Origin of the sequence: Clostridium sp. DSM 17811, from assembly GCF_018861905.1 — a bacterium.
GTDB lineage: Bacteria > Bacillota > Clostridia > Clostridiales > Clostridiaceae > Clostridium_AD > Clostridium_AD frigoriphilum.
Genome location: NZ_JAHLDU010000023.1, coordinates 1 through 24,786, shown reverse-complemented (window position 1 = coordinate 24,786; position 24,786 = coordinate 1). Strand labels below are relative to the sequence as shown.

General features: G+C 32.2%; 21 protein-coding genes and 1 pseudogene. 19 read left to right on the top strand and 3 right to left on the bottom strand.

The window, feature by feature from the left end; genetic code table 11:
* Positions 1 to 80: 80 nt before the first annotated feature.
* The gene (locus tag KPL44_RS19970) at positions 81 to 497 is read right to left on the bottom strand and encodes a hypothetical protein (protein WP_216253739.1); all 417 of its coding nucleotides are present in this window, start codon (positions 495 to 497) and stop codon (positions 81 to 83) included.
* 215 nt (positions 498 to 712) lie between these two features.
* On the opposite strand from KPL44_RS19970, the gene KPL44_RS19965 reads away from it, so the two are divergent.
* The 13 genes from KPL44_RS19965 to KPL44_RS19905 all read left to right on the top strand — a co-directional run bounded on the left by KPL44_RS19965 (position 713) and on the right by KPL44_RS19905 (position 15,094).
* Entirely contained in the window at positions 713 to 1,231 is a 519-nt protein-coding gene (locus KPL44_RS19965) for a VanZ family protein (protein WP_216253736.1), read from the top strand.
* Positions 1,232 to 1,436: 205 nt separating this feature from the next.
* Positions 1,437 to 3,089: an ArnT family glycosyltransferase gene (locus KPL44_RS19960; RefSeq protein WP_253201861.1), complete on the top strand. Its 1,653-nt coding sequence runs from the start codon at positions 1,437 to 1,439 to the stop codon at positions 3,087 to 3,089.
* Positions 3,086 to 4,051 (top strand): glycosyltransferase family 2 protein, encoded by a 966-nt coding sequence (locus KPL44_RS19955; RefSeq protein ID WP_216253734.1) that lies wholly within the window; start codon positions 3,086 to 3,088, stop codon positions 4,049 to 4,051. The genes KPL44_RS19960 and KPL44_RS19955 overlap by 4 nt, the downstream gene beginning before the upstream one ends.
* 378 nt (positions 4,052 to 4,429) lie before the next feature.
* Positions 4,430 to 6,145, top strand: coding sequence for a glycosyltransferase family 2 protein (locus KPL44_RS19950; RefSeq protein ID WP_407935026.1), 1,716 nt, complete (start codon positions 4,430 to 4,432; stop codon positions 6,143 to 6,145).
* Between the two features lie 28 nt (positions 6,146 to 6,173).
* Positions 6,174 to 6,572, top strand: a complete 399-nt coding sequence (locus KPL44_RS19945) for a GtrA family protein (RefSeq protein ID WP_216253731.1) — start codon at positions 6,174 to 6,176, stop codon at positions 6,570 to 6,572.
* A 278-nt stretch (positions 6,573 to 6,850) separates the two neighbouring features.
* Positions 6,851 to 7,597, top strand: coding sequence for a hypothetical protein (locus KPL44_RS19940; RefSeq protein WP_216253729.1), 747 nt, complete (start codon positions 6,851 to 6,853; stop codon positions 7,595 to 7,597).
* 328 nt (positions 7,598 to 7,925) lie between these two features.
* The gene (locus KPL44_RS19935) at positions 7,926 to 8,921 is read left to right on the top strand and encodes an LCP family protein (protein ID WP_216253726.1); all 996 of its coding nucleotides are present in this window, start codon (positions 7,926 to 7,928) and stop codon (positions 8,919 to 8,921) included.
* A gap of 275 nt (positions 8,922 to 9,196) precedes the next feature.
* A complete protein-coding gene (rbsK, locus tag KPL44_RS19930; RefSeq protein WP_216253723.1) occupies positions 9,197 to 10,126 on the top strand; it encodes a ribokinase in 930 nt (309 codons plus the stop codon).
* A 2-nt stretch (positions 10,127 to 10,128) separates the two neighbouring features.
* Positions 10,129 to 10,524 carry a D-ribose pyranase gene (gene rbsD, locus KPL44_RS19925; protein ID WP_216253720.1) on the top strand — a complete coding sequence of 132 codons (396 nt, stop codon included), beginning with the start codon at positions 10,129 to 10,131 and terminating at the stop codon, positions 10,522 to 10,524.
* Between the two features lie 12 nt (positions 10,525 to 10,536).
* Positions 10,537 to 12,036, top strand: a complete 1,500-nt coding sequence (locus KPL44_RS19920) for a sugar ABC transporter ATP-binding protein (RefSeq protein ID WP_216253717.1) — start codon at positions 10,537 to 10,539, stop codon at positions 12,034 to 12,036.
* A gap of 33 nt (positions 12,037 to 12,069) precedes the next feature.
* Positions 12,070 to 13,002, top strand: a complete 933-nt coding sequence (locus tag KPL44_RS19915) for an ABC transporter permease (protein ID WP_216253714.1) — start codon at positions 12,070 to 12,072, stop codon at positions 13,000 to 13,002.
* 36 nt (positions 13,003 to 13,038) lie between these two features.
* Positions 13,039 to 13,980 carry a ribose ABC transporter substrate-binding protein RbsB gene (gene rbsB / locus KPL44_RS19910; RefSeq protein ID WP_216253711.1) on the top strand — a complete coding sequence of 314 codons (942 nt, stop codon included), beginning with the start codon at positions 13,039 to 13,041 and terminating at the stop codon, positions 13,978 to 13,980.
* A gap of 115 nt (positions 13,981 to 14,095) precedes the next feature.
* Positions 14,096 to 15,094 carry a LacI family DNA-binding transcriptional regulator gene (locus KPL44_RS19905; RefSeq protein WP_216253709.1) on the top strand — a complete coding sequence of 333 codons (999 nt, stop codon included), beginning with the start codon at positions 14,096 to 14,098 and terminating at the stop codon, positions 15,092 to 15,094.
* A 158-nt stretch (positions 15,095 to 15,252) separates the two neighbouring features.
* Here KPL44_RS19905 and KPL44_RS19900 read toward each other — a convergent pair whose 3' ends face one another.
* Positions 15,253 to 16,800 carry a zinc ribbon domain-containing protein gene (locus KPL44_RS19900; RefSeq protein ID WP_216253705.1) on the bottom strand — a complete coding sequence of 516 codons (1,548 nt, stop codon included), beginning with the start codon at positions 16,798 to 16,800 and terminating at the stop codon, positions 15,253 to 15,255.
* Positions 16,801 to 16,951: 151 nt separating this feature from the next.
* Here KPL44_RS19900 and KPL44_RS26090 point away from each other — a divergent pair.
* A pseudogene (locus KPL44_RS26090) lies at positions 16,952 to 17,164 on the top strand (hypothetical protein); the annotation flags it as partial.
* Here KPL44_RS26090 and KPL44_RS19890 read toward each other — a convergent pair.
* On the bottom strand, positions 17,098 to 18,078 hold the full coding sequence (locus tag KPL44_RS19890; protein ID WP_216253702.1) for a phosphatase domain-containing protein: 981 nt from the start codon (positions 18,076 to 18,078) through the stop codon (positions 17,098 to 17,100). The pseudogene KPL44_RS26090 and the gene KPL44_RS19890 overlap by 67 nt on opposite strands.
* Before the next feature lie 362 nt (positions 18,079 to 18,440).
* Between KPL44_RS19890 and KPL44_RS19885 the strand changes: the two genes are divergently transcribed.
* The 5 genes from KPL44_RS19885 (at position 18,441) to KPL44_RS19865 (ending at position 24,642) form a co-directional block, all read left to right on the top strand.
* Positions 18,441 to 19,043, top strand: a complete 603-nt coding sequence (locus tag KPL44_RS19885) for a hypothetical protein (RefSeq protein ID WP_216253699.1) — start codon at positions 18,441 to 18,443, stop codon at positions 19,041 to 19,043.
* 263 nt (positions 19,044 to 19,306) lie between these two features.
* Complete coding sequence (pelA, locus tag KPL44_RS19880) at positions 19,307 to 20,329, top strand: pectate lyase (RefSeq protein ID WP_216253696.1); 1,023 nt, start codon at positions 19,307 to 19,309, stop codon at positions 20,327 to 20,329.
* Between the two features lie 212 nt (positions 20,330 to 20,541).
* A complete protein-coding gene (locus tag KPL44_RS19875; RefSeq protein WP_216253692.1) occupies positions 20,542 to 23,526 on the top strand; it encodes a hypothetical protein in 2,985 nt (994 codons plus the stop codon).
* A gap of 199 nt (positions 23,527 to 23,725) precedes the next feature.
* The gene (locus KPL44_RS19870) at positions 23,726 to 24,205 is read left to right on the top strand and encodes a DUF3990 domain-containing protein (protein WP_216253689.1); all 480 of its coding nucleotides are present in this window, start codon (positions 23,726 to 23,728) and stop codon (positions 24,203 to 24,205) included.
* On the top strand, positions 24,202 to 24,642 hold the full coding sequence (locus tag KPL44_RS19865) for a hypothetical protein (RefSeq protein ID WP_216253687.1): 441 nt from the start codon (positions 24,202 to 24,204) through the stop codon (positions 24,640 to 24,642). The genes KPL44_RS19870 and KPL44_RS19865 overlap by 4 nt, the downstream gene beginning before the upstream one ends.
* The last annotated feature ends 144 nt before the right edge of the window (positions 24,643 to 24,786 follow it).

Below are 24,786 nucleotides of genomic sequence, written 5' to 3'. Positions count from 1 at the left end.
TACAAAGGAAGGGTATTTTTTAATATGTTTACACAAAATTATTTATAGGCTAGCCAATCATAGATATGTTTCACCTACTGTTAAGATATTAAAGTTACACTAGTTGTTGAAACTATTGTTCCAGCTGCGTTTAATAATTTAATTGTAACTACATCTCCAACACTTTTTCCTGGAAATATTGTTGTATTTGTTCCCAAGTTAGCAATTGTAGATATAATTTTTGTGCCATCAAATACTTGGTATTTTGTAGCTTCTTTTTTAATTGAAGTAGCATTTATTATTGCTCCAAATGGAGCAGCTTTTACTGTTGCAATAACTGATGTTTCTTTTTCATTAGGTATAGTGCTTGATAAAGCTGTATGTGCTACAGTATTTTGTGTTGAGGTTATTGCTCCGGTTACCGTGTTGGCAGCAAATGCTATGTTACTGGTTGAAATAGCCATACTTGCTAGAAGGATACCTGTCATAAGTTTAATTTTAATACGTTTACTTTTCATTTATATTCACTCCTTTAATTTTTTATCTACTTTATTATAACATGAAATTATTGTATTAATATTTAATATATAATATTTATGTATAATTATGTTATATATGATAGCGTATTGAAAAATGAGGGAAATGATAAATATGAAGAAGTAGTTTGTAGTAATGAAAATAAAGGTTAATACATGGTATAATATATTTTATTACTAGATTGGATGGTGACATATTGAAAAAACTAAGTATTATTTTATGTTTATTATGGATGGGATTTATATTTTATAACTCGTCTAGACCTGCTACAATATCAGATAAACAGAGTTATGGAATTGTTAATTCCATAAGAAGTGGAAAAAGTGTTCTGGAAGGTAAAACTAATTCAGCTAAAGTTAAAAGCACTGTGCTACCAGAAGGTATAAGAAATCAAAAAATAGATGTAATTATAAGAAAAAATGCGCATGCTTTTGAATATTGTATGTTAGCGGTGTTTGTTGCAAATTTGTTATTTCTATTTAGGGTTAAAGGAAGGAATGCATTAATTTATATCATGTTTATATGTTTATTTTATGCAGTAACTGATGAATTCCATCAGTCCTTTGTTTTAGGGAGAGGATCACTAGTAAGTGATGTGTTGATAGACTTTATGGGTTCTTTAATAGGTTTGGGAATTTTTTATTTAGCATATTATAAGATATACACTAAACATATAACAAAGGGAAAAACTGCGGCGCAAGGTGTTATGAAATAGAAATAAAAAGATTTTGAGATAGTTAACTTATAAAACTACCCAGGTGCATGGTTATGCATTTGGGTAGTTTTTATTTATTTAAAAGTAATTTATATTTTAGTAATTATTCGTAAAGTTCTGCATAAATATATATATATTAAATTTTATGATAAATAACATAAAATAATTTGTTCCAATTGAGGATCGTAGCCTCGCCAAAAATATATTGTTAATTTTAACTATAGGGGGTGAGCATATAGCTAATTTAGAAGGAAATTTACGAATCCGTAATGATAAAAAAATCGTTTGGATAATCGGGATTGTTGTGTTTTTGCTAGAATGTATGGCCGGTTATTATTACAATGTTTATGTTGGATATTATCATAGTGATGGAATTAGTAGAGTCGCCAATGCGTTTTATGTTTTATACAGTCGTAACCCGCATTTAGGTGCAATAGGATTTGTTTGGACTCCCTTGCCGAGTATGATAGATTTGGGATTTCTGTTGTTATATCCATGGATTCCTGCAATGGCGACCAAGGGAATTGCAGGGCTGCTCATGAGTGCTATTTTTGCTTCATTAACTGCGGGTATATTGGTGAGAGCTTTTATTAAACGTGGTATTCCACGTTTGTATGCGGTTATTTTTACACTATTGTATTCACTAAATCCAATGGTTTTCATATTTGGATTTAATGGTTTAAGTGATGCTCCGTTTATATTTTTCGTGATTCTGAGTATTATACATTTTTTAAATTGGGTTGACGAGCATAAACTAGGTGACTTGGTAGTAGTTAGTTTTGCTTTAGCATTAGCTTTTTGGTGTCGGTATGAAGCAGTTCCATTTGCTTTTAGTATGGCTATCGGCTGTGTTATTATCGCAATGCTGGTTAGTAGAAATGCTGCTTCACATAACGAAGGAGACACCCGTTATAAATGGTCATGGGCAGAAGGAATACTCACGATTATTGTTACACCACTTTGTTATTCTATAATATTGTGGGTTTTGTTTAATATGATAATTATGCATAATCCGCTCTATTTCTTAAATGGAGATTATTCAAATACTGCTCAGATTCAGGGACACTTAAGCTCATCAATATATGTAGCTATGGTCAATGCACCTGTAAAAGCCTGTATTTTTGCTCTGAAAAAGATTTTGGTGTTTTCCGCGCCTTTGATAGCGATATTAATTATTAAATTGCTTAATCATCGCTTGTGGCGATGGGATACGCTAATCCTTCTGGGCATGTTTATTTCTATACCTATGTTGCAAGTTATTATGCTGGTAAAAGGTACAACATTAGGATGGTTAAGATATTTTATGTATGTGCTTCCTGTAGCCTTTGCCTGGCTGCCATATGAGCTAAGCAAGGTAAAGCGTAAGTGGGTGTTTATCATTCCTATTATGGGAATGGTAGCAAATTTTATTGTCTTATCATATGTCATCACTCAGCCTACCATTGCGCCTGATGAAAATACTTTTCTTAAGAATACATTTAAGCAGCACAATCAGACTTACTATGACGAGAAACAATTTAGCGATATTGCAGGGTATTTAGATGAAAACTATCCTAATAGTAACATTTTGGTGGATTCATTCTCTGCTTATTTAATTATTTTGAAAACCCAGTTTCCGAGGCGCTTATATATATCTAGTGATTATTATTTTAATGAGGCCATCTCAGACCCACAAAAATATGGAGTTAGCTATATTTTGATTCCCAAACCTGGCTCCTCATCTGTGATTAGTGTAATTAATAATGCTTATCCCAATTTGTTTGAGCAGGGGGCTGAATGGGCGGAACTTGTAAAGGACTTTGGTTCTAAGTGGCGATTGTACAAGGTAATAAGAAAGACAGGAGGAAATATCCAATGAATCAGGCGGTAATCGAGGTATCTGTAGTCATACCAGTATGGAATGAAGCTCAGCATTTACAGCAGACGCTTAAAACAATTGCCGGTTTTATCTGGCAGTCTACCAAATCTTTTGAACTAATTATTGTTGATGACGGGTCAACTGATGAAACCTGGGCTGAACTTATGGTTGTTTGCTCCGAAATTCCTCAGGTTGAAGGTATTCGCCTTAGTAGAAACTTTGGTAAGGAGCGTGCACTCTGCGCGGGACTAGAGCATGCACAGGGTCAAGCCGTGATTATTATGGATGGGGATCTTCAGCATCCACCAGAGTTAATTCCACAGATGATTGATTATTGGCGCTCGAATACAGCAAAGATTATTGAGTGTGTAAAAAAGAGACGTGGTAAGGAGTCTTTTGGCTATGGGATGGGCGCAAAGCTATTTTACTGGTTAATTCAGAAGCTTACAAGATATGATTTACATGGAGCAAGTGATTATAAGCTTCTTGATCGTCAAGTTGTTGAAGCTTGGGCTATCATGCCAGAACGCATAACTTTTTTTCGTGGTATGACTGCATGGTTAGGATTCTCTCGGGTTCAAATTGAGTTTGATGTAGCGCCGCGAATTGAAGGCACGACGAGTTGGAAATTTACAACTCTTGTTAGATTGGCTCTTCATGCGGTTGTGACTTTTACATCATGGCCACTATCTTTTGTTTCGATTATTGGAATGATGTTTTTTGTTGGGTCTGTAATTCTTGGGATTCAAACTCTCTATATGAAATTAATGGGGGTAGCTGTAACAGGGTTTACAACAGTTATTTTGTTGCTGCTCAGCATGAATAGCATGATCATGCTGGGTATTGGGATTCTTGGCGAATATATTGCAGCGATTTATGATGAGGTTAAAGGGCGACCAAGATATATAGTCAGCCAGAAAACTCGAAATGTTCGATCGGATGAAAATATAAGTGACCAATAAAATTGGAATAAGGAGAAGATGATGGGCAAGCAGAATCCGGTTCGATTAGGAGAAATTTTGGTTGGAAATGGGTGGATATCAGAATGTGATTTGAAGAAAGCACTGGATTATCAGAAAATGTATGGTGGGCTTCTTGGAAATATCTTGATTGATTTTGGATGGGCGGAGGAGTCTAAGGTTCTCGAGGCAATCCAGCTTATCCACTCGAAAGGAAAGATTGGAGAATTACTTATTGCTCTTGGTATTTTGACAGTAGAGCAGTTGGATACCGCTCTAGAATTTCAACAAAAAAGTGGGGGCGCACTGGGTGAGATTTTATTATCGCTAGGACTAGTGGATTCAAAGACTTTATTTAGGACGATTGCCACTCAACAGGGTATGGGGCGAATTGGGTCTGAATTTACTATAGATTTTTCAGTGAAAATTCCCCAGGAGATAGCAAATAGATTGCAAGCAATAGTCCTTAGAGCGAATTTACACAGGGTTGTTGTGGCTGTGGCTAAAATACTTTCAAAAGAGCAGGTTGACCTCCTAGAATCTACACTTGAAAACAAAATTGAACAGGTGATATCAACGCATGATGAGATGGAGATGCTTTGGAGTCTTGTTTATCCTGGTGAATTAATGATGATTAGTACAGAAAAACTGGCTAATGAAAGACCTGATCAATCTGCACGTACTATATTCACCAGGCGACAGATCATAGTAATTGTGGCAATTTTAGTAATAATCGTTCTTGGACTTTGTTTTAATAGTTTTAAGACAGCGTTAATTATTAATGTATTTATCCAGGTGGTATATTTTATAGTAGTATTACTTAAGTTTTTTATGATTATGCAGGGAACACGTAATGGTGCTCAGATAAGAATAACAGACGAAGAAGTTGAGTCATTGGATGAACGCGAGCTACCAGTCTACACTATTTTGGTGCCTATGTATAAGGAGAGTCCAGTGATTTTAGCGTTACTAGAAAATTTGGAACTACTTGATTACCCTAAACACAAATTAGATATTCGACTTTTGGTAGAAGAAGACGATGTGGAGGCGCAGGAACTTCTAGAATCCCAAAAATTGAAGTACTATTATACAATTATTGTAGTACCTCATGCATTGCCAAAGACAAAACCGAAGGCTTGTAATTATGGGCTTATCAATGCAAGAGGTGAGTATACGGTTATTTATGATGCAGAGGATCGTCCTGATTTGGATCAATTAAAAAAAGTTTATCTTGCTTTTGCACGAAGTCCGGAGTCTTGCTGTTGTATCCAGGGTAAGCTTAACTATTATAATAGCAACCAGAATATGTTAACTCGTTGGTTTACTCAAGAATATAGTATGTGGTTCGATTTGCTTTTACCAGGTCTTATGAAACTGAATATTCCGATTCCGCTTGGAGGTACTTCAAATCATTTTAAAACAGAAGTTTTAAAAAGTTTGAATGCTTGGGATCCATACAATGTAACGGAAGATGCTGATTTAGGGATTCGGCTTTATGCATCGGGTTATACAACGGGTATTGTGAACTCAAGGACTTGGGAAGAAGCAAATAGCCGCATTGGTAATTGGATTAGACAAAGGTCACGTTGGATTAAGGGATATATGCAGACATGGCTAGTACACATGAGATTTCCTTTACGTTTGTGGCATCAAGTTAGGACCAGAGGTATGATAGGATTACAGGTTATTACCTTAGCAACGCCAATACTGCCATTAATTAATCCATTTTTATGGTTGATGCTTATATTGTGGTTTACAACTCATTATCATCTTATTCCAATGTTATTTCCGGGACTAATCTATTATATGGCAGCAATAGAACTTATAATTGGAAATTTTATTTTTGTTTTTAGTAACATCGTAGGTGTGTTCTGGGTCATTGATGATCTACAGGAAAAGGGAAATTATGCACTTTCTTTCCGGTTGGTTAAATATGCACTCCTTACACCAATCTATTGGGCTTTAATGAGCATAGCAGCATATAAAGCAGTTTGGCAATTAATTACAAATCCATTTTATTGGGAGAAGACAGATCATGGATTAACAAAGGAGAGTGATGACTCTTTGACTGGTAAAGGGGACGATCTAAATATATAAATTATTTGAATGGAGGGATGCGCTAAGAATGAAAAATAATCACGAGCAAAATTTGCAAATTAATGTGCTAGTACGGTATGGTATGGTTGGTTTACTAGGGACTATCATCCATTTTGGGAGTCTTATTTTACTTGTTGAATTTGCAAATTTTGATCCAGTTATTGGATCCGCTTTAGGGTTCTTGCTGGTACTTGTGATTTCTTATATCTTAAATAGAACATGGACATTTCAGTCGAAAAGCAGAAATGTACGGCAATTTTTAATCTATTCAATAGTTTCTTTGATTGGGCTAGGGTTAAATAGTACAATCCTCTTTATTAGTGTTCATGTTCTTAAATGGAACTATCTTTATGGACAGTGCCTTGTGGTTCTTGTAGTTCCTGTATCCAATTATTTATTGAATAGTTTATGGACTTTTAGGGATTAGTGCCACCCACGTGGCAAGTGGCATATTTAGAGCAAAGTGAGCAAAGTGAGCTATAATGAGCTTAAAAATAGTGCTATTTTTATAGGGAATAGATCTTCTGGATTATATGATAAAGCATATAAAAGAATGGCAGGGTAATAAATATTTGGACTTTATTTAATATTTGTAAATAACGAGAATTTAATATAATATATTGATAATTACCCAATGATTATAAGGTATAATAAGTTAGTAAGAAATTAATACCAAATCAATAAAAAATTAGAGGGGTGATATTAATGAAGAATAAAAGTATTAGAAATAAGGTTATGACAGGACTTCTTTTGGCATGTATGTTTATATCAACTAGCAAAGTAACATTTGCTGCGACTTCAGTGAGTGTCAACAATAACATTGAAACTAAGTTAAGTGCTTTGGTAACGGCAGGGACGATAACGGTTGCGCAAGAAAAAGCAGTAATAACAGCTTCTACTAAAGCAGTTGTTGGTGCTAAATTAGCTAAATTAGATTCTCTAGTAACAGCAGGAACAATAACAGCTGCGCAAGAAAAAGCAGTAATAACGGCTTCTACTAAAGCATTTATTGCTGGTAAATTAGCTAATTTGGATGCCCTAGTAAAGTCAGGAACAATAACAGTTGCACAAGCAACGGCAATAGAAACTGCATTGGCGACAGCAGATAAAGATGTAATAGGAGTAAAAACGGTAGTGGATACAAGTATAGTAGGAATAAAAACTAAATTAGATGTATTAGTAAAAGCAGGAACAATAACAGCTGCGCAAGAAGTAGCAGTAATATCAGCGTCTACTAAAGCGGTTGTTGCTGGTAATTCAGCTAAATTAGATGATTTAGTAAAAGCAGGAATAATAACAGCGACGCAAGAAACAACTATAAAAATTGCATTAGGAACTGCATTGGCAACAGCAGATAAAGATGTAATAGGAGTAAAAACAGCAGTGGATACAAGTATAGAGGGAATAAGAGCTCGATTAAATACAATAAAAACAGCTTTAGCTTTTAAATAAATTAAAGGAAGCTAGGCGATTGCTATGAATAGGAACTACTGAAATATATATTTTCGGTAGTTCTTTTATCTTAAACGAATGATTAGTGAGGAACAGTTGAGAAACTGTCCTTATTTTTTTGTGTTTAACTTCAAGGTAAAGAACTTTAATAAGGGCGCTAATTAAAAAAGGGATTTTTAAGAAATTAAGGGGGGAAAAATATGTCGATAAATGATGAAAATAAGGTGCGAAATTAAAAAAATATGCTATAATATTTAAAGAAATACAAGTTAATTATTATAAAATGGTAATGATTAACTAAAGTGTACAAATGATGAGGAGCGAAAATATGAAGAAAATTAAAAACTGGAAGAAGATCTTGTTAAGTGTGTTTATTATTTGTGTATTAATTGTAGGAGGAGTCTTTAGTTACACTTTTTATAAACTTAATAAAATAAACACTGTAGGAATATCAAAAAATGATGACATTTTAGGTATTAATTCTAATGCATTATCTGAAGCAGAAAATGCTAAGGGAATAACTAATATTGCTTTTTTTGGTATAGATAGAATGGATGCAAATCAAAAAACAAGTCGCTCGGATTCTATAATAATAGTTTCCATAGATTCAAAGAACAAGAAAATAAAAATGTCCTCTATTATGAGAGATACATATGTAAAAATAAAAGGTCATGGTCAAACAAAGATTACCCATGCATATGCATATGGGGGACCACAACTTGCCATAAGCACTATTAATGAGAATTTTAATTTAAATATTAGGGATTATATCACTCTTGATTTCTTTTCATTTGAAAAGATAATAGATACTATTGGTGATGTAAGTATTGATATTAAACAAGATGAAATTAGTCCTATGAATGATAAAATAGTAGAAATTTCTAAGATAGAAAAAAAATCGGTTCCTAAAATTATAAAACCGGGACTACAAACTTTAAATGGACTTCAGGTCGTTGCGTATTCACGAGTACGATTTACCGAGGGTGGCGATTATCGAAGAATTGAAAGACAAAAAACAGTAACGTCACTTATTATGACAAAGATTCAGTCATTAGGGGTATCAAAATTTCCGTCGATTGTCTCTGAGCTTTTACCTTATACGGAAACAAGTTTAAGCAGTATGGATATAATAAAGCTTGGTACAAAAGTTCTTACATCTAACACAACAACATTGGAACAGGACAGATTTCCAGTGGATGGTTATAGTGTGGGGAAAACGATAGACAAAGTTTGGTATTTGGTTGCTGACATGAAGTCTACTATAGCTCAATTGCATAACTTTATTTACAAAGACATAAAGTCAGTGCCTAAAGCTCCTCTGTAGAAAGAATTTGTTCATAGCAAACTTAGGGAACTCTTCTTAATATTTAAAGTACTAGCATTATAGGTTGCTAGTACTTTGTAATAAGTTTTCGCTCATAAATTTATGATTCTCATTGCTGTTTAAGTTGATAATTCATTATACTATAAGATATATATTTTAACTTTTTGAAAACATTTACAATAAATACATTAAGAACCATTGACATCTAATTGTTAAGGTTTTATAATCTAGTTAACCGAATTACTTAATCGGTTAACTAAAAAAGAGGTGAGGTTATGAATAAGGTTTGTATCCTTGGAAGTATTAATATGGATATGGTGGTTTCTATAGATAAAATGCCACTAATTGGAGAAACTATTTTTAGTGAAAACTTCAAATTAGCACATGGCGGCAAAGGTGCTAATCAAGCAGTTGCATCGCGAAGACTAGGAGCAGAAGTATACATGATAAGTAAAATAGGTCAAGATTCTTATGGTCTTCAAATAGTAAATGCACTAGAAAAAGAAGGGATAAATGTTGATAACATATTTAAAGATGATATTAAGCAAACAGGCACAGCAATAATTACTGTAGATAATAAAGGCAATAATTCAATAATAGTTGTAGCAGGTGCAAATATGACTCTTAATTTAGAAGAAATAGATAAGTGCAAAGAAGTTATAGCGAGTAGTGACATAATAGTAGCACAATTTGAGACACCAATTGAAGTTACAATGGAGGTTTTTAAATTTGCAAAAGAAAATGGGGTTATTACAATTTTAAACCCTGCCCCAGCAAAAGAAATTCCTAAAGAGTTATTTGCGTACACAGATATTATAGTTCCGAATGAAACAGAAGCTACAACACTTACAGGAGTAAATGTTCAAGATTTAGAAAGTGCAAAACAAGCTGCAAATATTTTTTTAGATAATAAAGTTAAATATGTAATTATCACCTTAGGTAATATGGGTGCAGCAGTGATATCAAAACAGGAGGCAGTGTTAATACCTGCATATAAAGTTAATGCTGTTGATAGTACTGCAGCTGGAGATTCATTTATAGGAGCGATAACTACTAAATTAACAAAATCAAATTTAAATACTAAAACGCTTGTAGAAGCAGTTAAATTTGCAAATAAAGTATCAGCTATAGTAGTTCAAAGAGAAGGGGCACAAGCGTCAATACCATTTTTAAATGAAATTAATGAAAGCTATAAGGAGCAGTGAACATGAAAAAAATTGGAATTTTAAATGGAGAGATTTCTAGTGTAGTTGCAAAAATGGGACATAAAGATCTAATTGCCATAGGAGATTGTGGATTACCAATACCTGATAAAACAAAAAGGATAGATATAGCATTATCAAAAGGTATCCCTAGTTTTATAGAGACATTAAAAAATGTATTATTAGAACTTCAAGTAGAAGAGGTAATTTTGGCCTCAGAAATAGAAGAAAATAATCCTAAAGTTTTTGAAGAAATAAAAAAACAATTTAAAAATGTGAAATTTACTTTTATAACTCATGAGGAATTAAAAATAATGTTAAATGAGTGTAAGGCTGTAATTAGAACAGGGGAGCAAACTCCTTATGCGAATATAATTCTTAAATCTGGAGTAATTTTTTAAGGAGGAGTAATTATGGAAGAAAAAATTCCTTTCCTTGAAATGAAAGGTATATCAAAATGTTTTCCAGGAGTAAAGGCACTTGATAACATAAATTTAAGCTTATATAAGGGAGAAGTACTAGCACTTTTAGGAGAAAATGGTGCAGGAAAGTCCACATTAATTAAGATCTTAGGTGGTGTTTATCAAAAGGATGATGGCAAAGTTGTTATACAAGGTTCAGAAGTAGATATAAAAAATGTAAAAGAAGCTGAAAAACTAGGTATATCGATAATACATCAAGAGTTAAGTGTTTTACCAAATTTAACAGTTGCAGAAAATTTATTTTTAGGAAATGAAAAAATAAACAAAGTAACAAAAAAGTTAGATAAAAAATTAATGAACACTATGTGTAAAGATTATCTTAAACAAATTGGGAGTAATGTTGATCCCGAGGAGTATGTTAAAAATATAAGTATTGGGGAAATGCAAATGCTTGAAATAGTAAAAGCAATTTCTAAAAACTCTAATATAATAGTCATGGATGAGCCAACATCAGCATTAACAGATACAGAAACAGAGAAGCTTTTTAAAGTTGTTGAAATGCTTAAAAGTAGGGATATAGCAATAATATATATATCTCATAGATTGGACGAGATTTTTGCAATTTGCGATAGAATAAATATTTTAAGAGATGGTAAATATGTAGGCGAAGTCAAAGTAAACGATGTCAGTAAAGATGATTTGATAACTATGATGGTAGGGAGAAAAATGGAAGAACAATATCCATATAAAAAACCCACTAATGTAACCCCTATATTAAAATTGAAGGATGTTTGTTTAGAAGGACTTTTAAAATCAATTAATCTAGAAGTAAGAGCAGGAGAAATCCTTGGAATGTCAGGACTTATGGGTTCAGGTAGATCGGAAGTAGCAAAGGTTATTTTTGGAGAATATAAGAAAACTAGCGGTTCTATTGAGATGAATGGAAAACAAGTAAATATTAATTGTCCTAAAGATGCAATAAATAACGGAATAGCGTATTTATCCGAAGATAGAAAAAAAGAAGGATTAATACTCCCTTTATCTGTAAAACAGAATATGACATTAGCTTCTTTAGATAAGTTTGAAAAGAAAATATTCCGCATAAGTAAAGCAGATGAAAAAAATGTAGTTGATGAATATATAAAAAAATTAGCAATTAAAACACCTACTCAAGACCAATTAATAAAGAATCTAAGTGGAGGAAATCAACAAAAAGTTATTATAGCAAAGTGGCTTATACAGTCTCCTAAAGTTTTAATAATAGATGAGCCAACAAGAGGTATAGATGTAGGTGCAAAAAAAGAGATATATGATGTATTAAATCAGTTAAAAGCCGAAGGGAAAGCAGTTATTATGATTTCTTCAGATATGTCAGAAGTACTTGGGATTTCAGATAGAATAGTGGTAATGCATGAGGGGGAAATAACTGGAGAGTTAAGTAGGGAAGAGGCTACTCAAGAAAGCATAATGAAATTAGCAATTGGAGAATAAAAAAGAGTATAAGATTTGCAAGGGAGGGTTAAAATGTCGAATATAAAAGGGAATTTATTAAAATATAAATCCATTTTAGCATTAGCTATATTATGTATAATTGTTAGTATAATTTCACCAACATTTCTACAAGTATCAAATTTAAGAAATTTATTCACTCAAATTTCTGTAAATGCGGTTATATCATTAGGTATGACTTTTGTAATACTTACAGGTGGAATAGATTTGTCTGTAGGGTCAATTGTTGCAATAGCAGGTGCGGTGGCTGCTGCAACTATAAAAAATACAGGAAGTATACCACTCGCAATACTCGCAGCATTATTTACAGGAGTTTTAGTCGGGTTTATTAATGGAATAATTGTTGCAAAAGGAAAAGTTCAAGCATTTGTAGCTACTTTGGCTACACAAACTGTATTTAGGGGAGTTACTTATGTATTTACTGGAGGTAATCCTATATCCGGCTTAGGTAATGACTTTATTAGACTAACAAATAGTAGAATACTGGGAATACCTGTTCCGGTTGTTATTACCATAATTGTATTTGCTATTTGTGTTTATCTTTTGACACAAACTAGATATGGAAGATATATATATGCAGTCGGCGGAAATGAAGACTCATCAAGACTTTCTGGTATAAGTGTAAATAATGTTAAAAATTGGGCGTATATTATATCTGGCGCTACGGCTGCAATCGCTGGAATTATAGTTACAAGTAGAATAGGATCAGCAGCACCAACAGCTGGAAATGGATATGAATTAGATGCAATAGCTGCAATAGTTATTGGGGGAGCAAACTTGGTCGGTGGAGAAGGAACAATATTTGGAACAATAATAGGTGTGTTAATTATTGGAGTTTTAAGTAATGGTTTAAATCTTATGGATGTTTCAGCTTTTTATCAAACTATAGTAAAAGGACTAGTAATACTATTGGCAGTTTTGATTGAGAAGAAAAAGGCTACTAATTAATACATCAAATATTAAATATTATTAGGAGGGAATTTAATGAAAAAATTATGTAAACTACTTTCAGTGGCAATGATAGCAACTATGACAATTGGGGTACTTGCAGGATGTGGCTCTAGCGCTAACACTAAAACTTCATCTTCAAGTGAAAAATCTGATTCTAAAAAAATAGGTATGGTTGTTTCAACTTTAAATAATCCTTTCTTTGTAACACTAAAAGAAGGTGCTGAAGCTAAGGCTAAAGAATTAGGATATCAATTATTAGTTGTTGACTCACAAAATGATTCATCAAAAGAGCTTTCAAACGTTCAGGATTTATTACAAAAGGGAGTTAGTGTTATAATACTTAATCCTGTTGATAGTGATGCAGCTCAAAGTTCAGTTATGCAAGCTAATAATGAAAAGATTCCAGTAATAACAGTAGATAGAAAATCCAATGGAGGAGATGTAGTTTGTCATATAGCTTCAGATAATGTGAAAGGTGGAGAAATGGCAGGTAAATTTATAAAGGAGAAACTTGGTGATAAAGGCAATATAGCAGAACTTCAAGGAACAACAGGCGCTTCTGCAACAAGAGACAGAGGAAAAGGATTCCATAATATAGTTGATGTAGATAAAAAGCTAAAGGTTGTATCATCTCAACCAGCTGATTTCGATAGACAAAAGGGATTAACTGTAACTGAAAACATGCTACAATCAAATTCTAATATTCAAGCTATTTTTGCACAAAATGATGAAATGGCACTAGGAGCTGTTAAAGCATTAAGTACTTCAGGGAAAAAAGCTATAGTTGTTGGATTTGATGGAGGCGATGATGCAAAGAAAGCTGTAGATGCCGGAGAGATGACAGCAACAGTAGCACAACAACCAAAGCTCATGGGAAGTATGGCTATAGAAAATGTTAAAAAGATATTAACTGGGGCAACTGTAGCTAAGGAAGTTGGAGTTGACTTAAAATTATATGTAAAGACCAAAAAATAAAAATGATGAGAATGCCTATTGGTAAACTGTAGATTATTAATATATAATTGAAATAGATTAGAAATGTTAAGATTATATAGTTGCATACTCTATGAGGAATCGAGGTAGTTAGCTAATGAATAAAATAACAATGAAAGATATTGCAGAAAAAGTAGGAGTCTCAAAAACCACAGTATCTTTGGTTATTAATAAGAAGGCCGATAATATAAGTGAAGAAACTAAAAACAAGATTTATAAAGTTATAGAAGAAACCGGTTATATTCCTAATAATGTTGCTAGGGGTTTAAAAACTAAAAAGTCTGGAAGTATTGCAATAATTATACCAGACATATTAAATCCATTCTTTTCAGAGTTATCAAGAGCTATAGAAGATTTTGCAAATAAATTAGGGTATAATGTATTCCTCTGTAATTCAGATAATAATGCAAATAAAGAAAAGAGGTATGTAAAACTCTTAATAAGTAAACTAATTGATGGGATAATTTTGATTCCAGGACAAGAAAGTGAGGATAGTGCAAATCTATTAAAATTAAATGACATACCATTTGTATTTGTAGATAGATATATTAAAGGGTTTGAAGATTATCCTGGTGTTTATTTTGATAATAAACAAGGAATACAATGTGGAGTAGAATACTTATATGGTAAAAACAAAAGAAATATAGTATTTGTAACTGGACCAAAGAAAATGACTATATATAAAGAAAGAATAGATGGATATAAAGAGAGTATGACTAAATACGGGATTTATAATAAATCATTAATTTTTGAAAGCACCTTTACTTTAGAAGGTGGTATGGAAGTAACTAATCATATAATTGATGAATGTAAATCTGTTGATGCTATTTTTTATTCTAATGATGTAATGGCTATTGGGGGAATGAAAACTCTTAAAAGAAGAGGATACAAAATTCCTGAAGATATTGTAATAATGGGTTTTGATGGAATAACATTATCTAAAATGATTGAACCAGAACTTACAACAATTCAACAACCTATTTATAGTATGGGAGAGCAAGCCTGTAAACTAATAATAGATATTATAAAAGGAGAATCAATAGATAATTTAAAAATACATTTTCCACCTAGGATTATAGTTCGTGGAACAACTTAACGGTGCCATCCACATGGCAAGTGGCACGTGGGTATAATGAAAAAGAAGATGTTTGGAATAAATTTATTCCAAACATCTTCCTTTTTTTAAACCAATTTAATGATTAATTCGTTTCATTTATTTTCATATATGAGAAACATTTTTCTTACTTAAATATCTTAGTTTATGCTTGTAAGTTGATATGTCTGGGAGGCATCATTATATTGAAATCCATATACATAACTTTGAGTCCTAGGAGTACTTAGACCATCTTTGCTATATATAATATAAGATTCTGAAGATGTAAAACTTCCTGATTTATTATCATCGCTAATGCTGTTGAAGTTAGTAATATAGGAAGAAATGAAAGTTTCTTGTATTCCTGATTTAGCTGTACTAAGTATATATCCTTCTTGAAGTTTATATAACTGACTTCCTGAAGCAACATAACTATTAATTGCTGCAGGATTATTATTATTAATAGCATCTACAAAAGCGTAATTATATTGTGATAAAAGAATATTTAGTTTATCTTTAACATTAGTTAATTCACTGCTAGCTTCTTCAAAACTTAAAGCAAGATCAGTGTCAAAACTTGAACCTTTGTAGTTTTTACTTGTAAGTTTTTTACCCCCTTGTGCCAATGTTGCATATATTTGTGAGGAATTGTTTATAGGTCCAAAATGTGTAGCATCTTTAACCTTAACATTAACATTTTTTCCATTAACAAAAACTTCAGCATCGTTATAATTAGTATCTGAAGATATGTTTATGTATTTCATATCTTCCAATACATTTACTTTTGCTATATTGTTATCAGCCGTTACAAGATCCAAAGGATAAGTAGTACTTGAACTAACATATGAGTTTTTGTAATTAGCTAAAATTGTATAAGCGCCGGGAATGTATGGTCCGAATTCCTTGGTGGAGTTGTCAGAATCACTTTCACCTATATTAGTATTGTTAATTGAAAAAGTAACACCTTTAACTGGTGCTGTTACAGCAATAAAAGATGGTTTAATATATATCTTATATTTAGGGAAAATAAGAAAGGTTTTTCCGTCACTAGATAAAGTTAATGTATTTACCAACTTTATGATATCAATATCCTTAGGATTATAAGCATTGTTTTTTAAATCTTGATCAACTTTATCATAATATGTAGGATTGCTTTTAAAGTAAGCTAATAAAGGCGAAATACTTTTACTATCTACTTTAAGTCTAGAATCATTACAATATAATATACTTGCTAAATCAGAAGCATTATTTGAAGATATATCTTTCTCAAATCTTTTTACTATTTTACTAGGATCGGATAAAGAATTACCAATGTTAACAATGATAACTATTAATATTATTAAAACTATGGATATTGACATGAATATTTTTGTTTTCTTTGAAAATTTCAAATGGGATGTAGCATTGTCGCCAGGTTTAGTTGTAATTAAATCCATATCATAATCTAATTCTGGATTAACAGTATCTAAATCGATGTTATGGTCTGATTCAGTTTCAATGGTTGATCCTTCTCGTAAATCATTACCGCAGCTAGTACAAAAATGTGTTCCATCTATAATTTTGTTGCCGCATTTAGTGCAAAAATTCAATTTAAGTCCCCCTATAATTGTTGTAGTTGTACTCAATGGAGCACTCTTAGCAAAATATGGTATAGTCACTGCAGAAGTAGTATATACATCTGTTGGTAAATGTTTAATTCCATTCAGCATTTATTCCCATTAAGTCTAAAGATAACGCATCAAGTATTATCATTTTACTATATCTGCTTAATAATGGCAAGAATACCCAAAAAAACAACGTGCCACCCACGTGGAAAGTGGCATGTGTAGATAGGTATATTAAAGGTTTTGGACATTATCATGGACTCAACCAGCTAATCAGTCCAATAGTAATATGTGGAATGCGAGTAGCTCAAGCATAAGTGTTAAGAATATGAGTTATAATGCTGTTATAGCTGCTAAAGGGGGTACTTTTGCTCGATTGCTATATAAAATTGTTGTGGATTTTCATTTATGGCGCCAGTCACTCCAAGATGTTTTAAAGTTATCATTATTTTGTTTACTATATTGGTAGAATTGTTTTAAAAAATCAGTTCTGTTTTCATCTCCGATTTTCTTTCCTTCAGCGTCTTTCTTTAATATATCAGATCCTCCTATCAATACTTGACGCTGAATTATATCTTCAAAACTTACTTGTTTTGCATTATTCATCATATCATACATAGCCATAAAAGTAGTAGTTCTTCCTACCCCACCTCTACAGTGAAAATGAAGCCAAGTATCATTAGTAGATATCTTTTTTGTCTCTTTTACAAATAAATCTACTTGATCATCTTTAGGTTTTAAGTGGTCGGATATAGTAAGTCTTAAATAGTGTATTTTTTGAGACTGGGCTAATTCTCTTTCTGTCTGAACTTTTTTAGGGTTTATAATTTCAGGAATCGTATTAACGGACTTACCCTCCTTAAGTTTATCAAAGGCGACATATTTATCTTTTTTGATTTTTTCTAATTTAGCTTTTTCATCTTTTATAATATCATAGCTTTTTTTATTTATATTAGCTTGGTCTTTTTCACCAAACCAACTTATAGACATTCCTTCAACAAAACCATGAGCTTCTTGTCTTAAATCTACATCTATGATATTTTTGATATTTTTATTAGCTTTAAATTTGTCTTTTATCATTTTGAGGCCGTTCTCACTAAGAGAACCACTACCTGATTCGTTCAAGTTTGCTAATCCTTTTAAATTAACATTACCAGCTGATTGCTTGTCAATTGGATCATTTGACATTCTGAAGTTTTTAGGTAATACGTTTTGATTATCTTTATCTATTACTAACTTTACGTTGGTATTATTTTGTGAAACTTGAGTCTTAGTAGAGTCTAAAGCAATATTATTAAATGTTCCTCGTTGTAAACAATATGAGCCTACTAATAATCCTGTAATAACTGTTATCATTAATAAAGATTTTAAGTTTTTGTTCATTATCAACAACTCCATTTTTGTCTTAGAATGTGTTCTTATTCATTTAGATATAGTTGATTATAATATACAATATTACCATAAAAAGAAAAATATAAAAATAAAAGATATTTAAAAAGAGCTTATGCTAGCGATAGCATGAGCTCTTTTGCATGTAAAGCAAGGACAGCTGACAAAACATAAATAGTGACTACTTTATCACATTTAGGGTTTAAATGTGTTTTCATGACCGAAAATGGACTGTTAATGCTTTTTCTATTGTGTTTTATTGTATTTTTTTATAAGATGATATTAATAAAGGGACAACCCTTAAGGATTTAAAAGATAGTGGTTACCCTATCACAATTAATGAAGGAGGATTTAAAATGAAAAAAATTAAAATGAAAGTTGTTACTGTATGTTTATCTTTAGGAATGATTGCAGGTACTCTACTTACACCAGTTGCTGCTTATGCAGCTAGTAGTACTAGTGCTACTACTAGTATTACTAATACAATTTCAAATGGGATTGAAACTAGTATTGCTAACGATAATGATGCTAAAAAGTACGATACTAGTGTAGGTGATATGCTTGCAGAAAGCAAGGCTTGGGCTCCTGGTGTAAATTTTAATGTAAACGTTGATGTATTAGGTATTGCTAATAAAATAGCAGCATCAATAAGCAGGAACAACTTCAATGGACAAAGAGCTGCTTTTTGCAAAAATTTAATGGAAACAACCTTCTATGCAGCTGGTGGTAGATACAATGTAGTGGTTATGGACTTATCACAAAACTATAAATATAGACTTTCTGGTGTGAAAATGTATGCTGGTTACCAATTTGATGGAACTACATACGGAGTTTGGGTTTTCGATAAAAACCAGCCTAAAGGATCTTTCTTTAGAAACGATGGCCGTAGAGGCTGGGATCACTGGGCTTGCAGAGGATGGCAAACACTAACAGATAATGTAATGTGGTATAATAGATAAAAAATAAAGTTACTATGTATTTTAGGGTTTATTAGTAAAAAGCCATTGCTATAAAAGCAATGGCCTTTTTCTTACTCAAATATCTTAGTTTATTTTGCTGACATTACAATATATTCATTATATGTATAGAAATATATAAAATGGTATTGACATCTACAATTCTGTTTGATAACCTTTACATGTGGAAAATTTTAAAACTCAATTAATTTGCAGATAAGCTATATAAAATTCCACTATATGAAGGTGGGGAGGAGAGTAAAAGTATGTTAAAAACAAAAAGAAATTGTGTGTCTTTAGTTGTAGTTTTCATCCTGGGTGTTTTGGGAACAGTGATGATGTCATCTACGGCTTTCGCTATGGGAGATGCCTCAGGTACTACAGCAAGTATGCAAGAGATTGTGAGCAACCAGCTAACTGATGGAGGTTGGAGGAAAGATTATACTGAAACTAAAGGAGACTGGGCAAAATCAACCATTGACAACAAAGCTACTTATACAGAAATAGAAAGATTGGCAAAAGCGTATAAAGATGATACAAGCAAGAGTGATTATAAAGCTGCTTGTATAAAAGGAATCAATTTTTTGTTAACTATGCAGTATGCTAATGGTGGATGGCCACAGATTTATGGTGGTTCGGGTTATCATCAAGCAATTACGTATAATGACGATGCAATGATTAACGTAATGATTTGTTTAGATGAAGTCTCAAAGAAAACAGGAGATTTTACATTTATAGACAATGACTTGGCTGATAAATGTAAAACAGCAGTTACAAAAGGTGTAGATTGTTTATTGAATTCTCAGTATAAGAGTGGAACAACTTTGCAGGCTTGGTGTCAGCAACATGACAAAACGACTCTAAAACCAACATCTGCAAGAGCATATGAACTTGCTTCACTTTGCTCTAAGGAAAGTGTATCTATTGTAAAATTCTTAAAGACTAGAAATGCTACTACTGCAATAACAGCTTCCATAACAGCTGCACAGAATTGGTTCGAAACGGTTAAGATTACTGGAATCAATGTAGTAAAAGCAAACGGAGATGTAACGGTTGTACATGATTTTAGTACCCCTCCTATATGGGCTCGGTTTTACGAATTAGAAACTAACAAGCCAATATTTGCTAATCGTTTGGGAGAAGTAAAGTATAATCTTGCTGAGATTGAACAGGAAAGAAGGATAGGCTACAGATGGTATGGCGATTGGCCTTCAACTCTTAGCTCTTCTACACAAAAAATGATTAACTTTCCATTAATAAATTTTTATTATTTAATCTACCTATTGTAAGGGGAGAATATCATTAATATTGCAACTCCACAGGAGATGATTTAACTCAAAGGGTTGACTTTGTAAAAAAACATTCTGAAAATATGCAACTATACGGTTAGGACAAGCGTTATATAAGTGTATAACGCAAAACATAAAATATACTTTAATCAATGGTGATTAAGGAAGATTATATTTAAAAACTAAACCTAAATTAATGGAGGCATAAATATATGAATAAGAAAATTACAAGTTCAGCTCTTGCTGCTTTAATGATAGCAGGATCGACATCTTTCACTGCCTTTGCAGCAATGGACAACGGCACCGTTGTTATAGGAAACAAAGCTTTTGATTTAGCTTATGCTAATGATGCTCGCAATTCTGATGAAATCGCTAATGCAGTAACCGCAGGTGGAGAGGTATATGTTAAAGATTTTGACGGCGACTGGAGAGATAATATTACAGGGTTAGTGATTGAGGCAAGTATTATACCGTCTGTAGTTTATAAGAATGCTACTGGAACAGTAAATTTTGATGCTGCAGATACAAGTTTACCAGCTATTAAGGAAACACCTTATCCAAAAACATTTACAAACATAACAAATGCAATCACAAATTCATCTAATGTTGTTTATTTAACAGCAGTTGATCAATATGGAGAAGCTTTTGATATAGTAACAGATTCTACATATAAAATAACAGCAACAGTGAATGGAATGCCTTTAAGCCAGAGCGAAACAACATTAGATACTGTTAATAATATGGCAAAAATAACAATAAACAAAAAAATAGCTGAAAATGATCTTGTAGTTATAATGATCCAAAAGTTTGATAGAACTGCAACATCCACTACTGCTAAAGTATTGTCTTCAAAAAGTACTAGTTATACAGTAGCAAAGGATTTGACAGTAGCGCCTCAATCAATAATAGCTGTAAGTGCATCAGCGGATATTGTTTCCATAGGAGATGCAGCAGTTACATTAAAAGCTGATGTGAGAGATCAATACAATAATCCAGCAGATTTATCAGTTAACAAATTAAGATGGATAGTTGATAAGGGTGGAGATTTACTTGATAGTACTTCAGAATTAAATAGTGGAAAGTTAACATTAGATAAAACTGGAAATACAGTTAATTTTAAAGCTATAAAAGCAGGTACAATAACTATAACTGCTTATAATGTTTTAAATGGTAATAAGGCAACTTATACGGTTGAGGTTGGAGTAACTAAACTTACAACAATTAAATTAACTTCAGAAAATCCAGTGACTTCATTTAATAACCAAGACATTAAGTATAATAAAATAACCCAAAATGATGGTGCTCTTTTAACACCAGATATGGTTAAATTCAACATAAGTGCTAAAACTAGTGGCACACTTGCCACTGACATAACACCTATAGCATCACTTAGGGGTGGAAGCGGAACTGACAAAAACGATATAGTAATCAGTGCTAAAACTATAAAAGCTGGTACGTATGAAGTTACTCCATATGTAGGAACGTCATTTGATGCAGAGACTACTGTAAAGGCAACAAAATTTGATGTTACAACAACTGTAAATGGAGTTGCAACAATTATTGATCCAATAATAATACCAACACTTAAAGTTAACACAAAACTTGCAGCAAACGTGGTTATAAGGAATATGCATAATGAAATTATAGATGTAAGCGGTGATAATGTTACTGCAGCAGTTTACAAGGCTGGAGTATTATCTGACAATATTAAAGTGGAAAAATTAGATAAAGATGGACAAGTAGCTACAACATCACCAGTTAAAGCATTAAGATTTAATGCAAGTGAAGCAGGAGGTTATACAGTAAGAATAAGTGTTAAGGATGCTGTTGCAACTTATGATTTAGCAGTGAACGCAGAAGTTACGACGCTTAATTCTATTGAACTTGGAAATAATATTGTAGATAATACTATAATAGCAAGTGCTACTGATCCTGTTTACAGAGTTATAAGTGTGAAAGACAATAAAGGCGATGAAATAATCCCTGACATTGCAGCTTGGACTATTTCAACTAAAAATGGAGCAAATGTTATTGATTCTAGTTTTGCAAGTATTGTTTATTACAAACATGATGCAAAAGGGGCTATTGTTAATTCTACAACAGCTAATGCAGAGGGGATAGCTGTGAAATTTGATCCAAGTTCGGCTGCAGTTAAAACTTTAGTAACAGACACAACACTACTTGTGAGTCTTGGAAATAAAGCAATTAATGACACAACTGTAATTAAAGATACATTAAATGTAACTGTAAAAGCTAAGAGTGCAGTGAAATCTATAACAATTGCTGATACTAACATCTCAGTGATTCCTGGAGCTACTGTTAAAAAAGAAATAGTTATACTTGATCAATATGGGAAAGTTATAACTGATCCTGCTATGGTTACTGTAGTAGATGGATTAAAAGCTACTGCAGCAGTTTCTTATGATGAAACGGATAAAAAAATGTATATAATATATACTGGTAAGACAACAGGAACTGATACAATAGTTGTAAAATCCGTAGCTGATGCTACTATTAAAGCATCTGCAAACTTAACTATTGGTGATAACACAAATATAAAATCAATAGCATTAGATGCATATAATTATAAAGTATACAATGCAGCTGATGATACTAAAGACCAAACCGTAGCATTAACTTATAAAGTAAATGATGGAGAAATAGATGTTCCTGCAAGTGCAATTAGCGTAATTGCTGATTCTAAGTTAGTTACTGTAACTAAAAGTGGTTCAATAATATACGTTAAAGCAAAAGTTAATGATGCTACAACGGGTATTGGTGATAAGGATGCTGTTATAACGATAAGTCTTCTTACACCTAACGGAAAAACATCTTCAATAGATTTAACATTCTCAGATGATGCTTCTGTAGCTACTAAATCAACAGTGAAAATTAAAGACAGTGTTGATGAAAATAAAAATTTAGATGGTACACAACTTATAATCGGTAAAGACGTAAATGGAAATGTTACTAAAGATACAGTAAAGCAAATTACTTTAGTAGGTATCGATCAATATGGAAACAAAGATGTGGATGTAACAACTGATGCAACTTGGGCCTGCGCTAATGAGGAAATTGCTACAGTAGGTGTGAAGACTGGTGTTGTAACAGCAGTAAAAGCTGGTAAAACAACGGTAACAGGTTTCTACAAAGGAGATTTATATACTGTAGAAGTTGAAGTAGCAGGAGTAAACTAATAAATAAAGATGCAACCATTTTTGGTTGCATCTTTATTTATTAGGTGCGCCCACGTGGCAAGTGGCATGTTCGAAAACTTGTGTGATAACCAAAGTGAATATGTGTAATTTATATGAAAACGTAGAATAGCTTTTAGTTTTCATGATATTATAGTTAATAATACATATGAATTGGAGATCAAATTTAAGGAAAATAGTCATGGAAAATATTACAAATAATACATTGACAATTTATCATGGTGGTGATGAATTTATTACAAATCCTGAAATTAGAATTGGTAAGTATACAAAGGATTTTTATTGGGGATTTTATTTCACAATCTTGCCAGAACAAGCAGAGCGATTGGCTTTACGTAATATACGTAAAAGTGTGGTTAGTGTATATAATTGTACTATTAGTGCGCAGTTAAATGTTAAGCAGTTTGAAAAAATGAGTGATGAGTGGTTAGATTTTATAGTTATGTGTAGGAATGGTGGAAGTCATGGGTATGATTTAGTAGAGGGACCTATGGCAGATGATACTATTTATAACTATGTACAGGATTTTGTTGAAGGGAAGATATCTAGAAATGCATTTTGGGAATTAGCAAGGTTTAGATATCCGACACATCAAATAAGTTTCCATACAGCAAGAGCTTTAGCCTGTTTAACATATGAAAGGAGCTATAATTTAAGATGAAATCAAAAACAAGTAATAATCTATATTATGTATGTAGCTTAATGGAATTTATTGGACGTGAAACTAAGAATAAACGTTGTGATATAGTAAACCTTTTAGGTGAAGAAACTATTAGACATATATTGGAATATGCTGATGTATTTCATTCTGAACAAATAGCAGCTGTAGCTGATAGATTTATAGAAGAATACAAAATAGAAAAAGGTTTATTTGATAATGTAGAAAATTGCAAATATAATGTGCCAGATTATTGGAGTATTGGTGCAGTATATCAAAGACTTATAGAAAGCGTATGTAAGGTAGATTTAGTTTTGACATTAATAGAGGTATATAACTCTTGGATAAGTGTGTATATAGATGATTATAATATTGCAGTCTATTATATGACACCACAATATATTAAAGTTTGTTACGAACAAGGAGAAATTTTAGAATAATAGAAAGCACAGGCAAGCATTTTGAATTTGGGTAGAGGGTGTAAATTATTTTGTGTATTCTCTTTCTTTAAGCAAAATAATTGAATTATTTAATTATGAAAAAATGTTACTATAGTTTATAAATGTTGTTACTTTGTAATTACT

What these genes read in the sequence shown, in the direction of transcription:
- KPL44_RS19920 (WP_216253717.1), top strand. Translation starts at nt 10,537, where the DNA reads ATGGAAGAAAAAATTCCTTTCCTTGAAATGAAAGGTATATCAAAATGT.
- KPL44_RS19945 (WP_216253731.1), top strand. Translation starts at nt 6,174, where the DNA reads ATGAAAAATAATCACGAGCAAAATTTGCAAATTAATGTGCTAGTACGG.
- KPL44_RS19915 (WP_216253714.1), top strand. Translation starts at nt 12,070, where the DNA reads ATGTCGAATATAAAAGGGAATTTATTAAAATATAAATCCATTTTAGCA.
- rbsB (WP_216253711.1), top strand. Translation starts at nt 13,039, where the DNA reads ATGAAAAAATTATGTAAACTACTTTCAGTGGCAATGATAGCAACTATG.
- KPL44_RS19955 (WP_216253734.1), top strand. Translation starts at nt 3,086, where the DNA reads ATGAATCAGGCGGTAATCGAGGTATCTGTAGTCATACCAGTATGGAAT.
- KPL44_RS19940 (WP_216253729.1), top strand. Translation starts at nt 6,851, where the DNA reads ATGAAGAATAAAAGTATTAGAAATAAGGTTATGACAGGACTTCTTTTG.
- KPL44_RS19935 (WP_216253726.1), top strand. Translation starts at nt 7,926, where the DNA reads ATGAAGAAAATTAAAAACTGGAAGAAGATCTTGTTAAGTGTGTTTATT.
- KPL44_RS19865 (WP_216253687.1), top strand. Translation starts at nt 24,202, where the DNA reads ATGAAATCAAAAACAAGTAATAATCTATATTATGTATGTAGCTTAATG.
- KPL44_RS19900 (WP_216253705.1), bottom strand. Translation starts at nt 16,800, where the DNA reads ATGCTGAATGGAATTAAACATTTACCAACAGATGTATATACTACTTCT.
- KPL44_RS19905 (WP_216253709.1), top strand. Translation starts at nt 14,096, where the DNA reads ATGAATAAAATAACAATGAAAGATATTGCAGAAAAAGTAGGAGTCTCA.
- KPL44_RS19950 (WP_407935026.1), top strand. Translation starts at nt 4,430, where the DNA reads ATGGGGCGAATTGGGTCTGAATTTACTATAGATTTTTCAGTGAAAATT.
- KPL44_RS19885 (WP_216253699.1), top strand. Translation starts at nt 18,441, where the DNA reads ATGAAAAAAATTAAAATGAAAGTTGTTACTGTATGTTTATCTTTAGGA.
- rbsK (WP_216253723.1), top strand. Translation starts at nt 9,197, where the DNA reads ATGAATAAGGTTTGTATCCTTGGAAGTATTAATATGGATATGGTGGTT.
- KPL44_RS19870 (WP_216253689.1), top strand. Translation starts at nt 23,726, where the DNA reads ATGGAAAATATTACAAATAATACATTGACAATTTATCATGGTGGTGAT.
- rbsD (WP_216253720.1), top strand. Translation starts at nt 10,129, where the DNA reads ATGAAAAAAATTGGAATTTTAAATGGAGAGATTTCTAGTGTAGTTGCA.
- KPL44_RS19875 (WP_216253692.1), top strand. Translation starts at nt 20,542, where the DNA reads ATGAATAAGAAAATTACAAGTTCAGCTCTTGCTGCTTTAATGATAGCA.
- KPL44_RS19890 (WP_216253702.1), bottom strand. Translation starts at nt 18,078, where the DNA reads ATGAACAAAAACTTAAAATCTTTATTAATGATAACAGTTATTACAGGA.
- KPL44_RS19970 (WP_216253739.1), bottom strand. Translation starts at nt 497, where the DNA reads ATGAAAAGTAAACGTATTAAAATTAAACTTATGACAGGTATCCTTCTA.
- pelA (WP_216253696.1), top strand. Translation starts at nt 19,307, where the DNA reads ATGTTAAAAACAAAAAGAAATTGTGTGTCTTTAGTTGTAGTTTTCATC.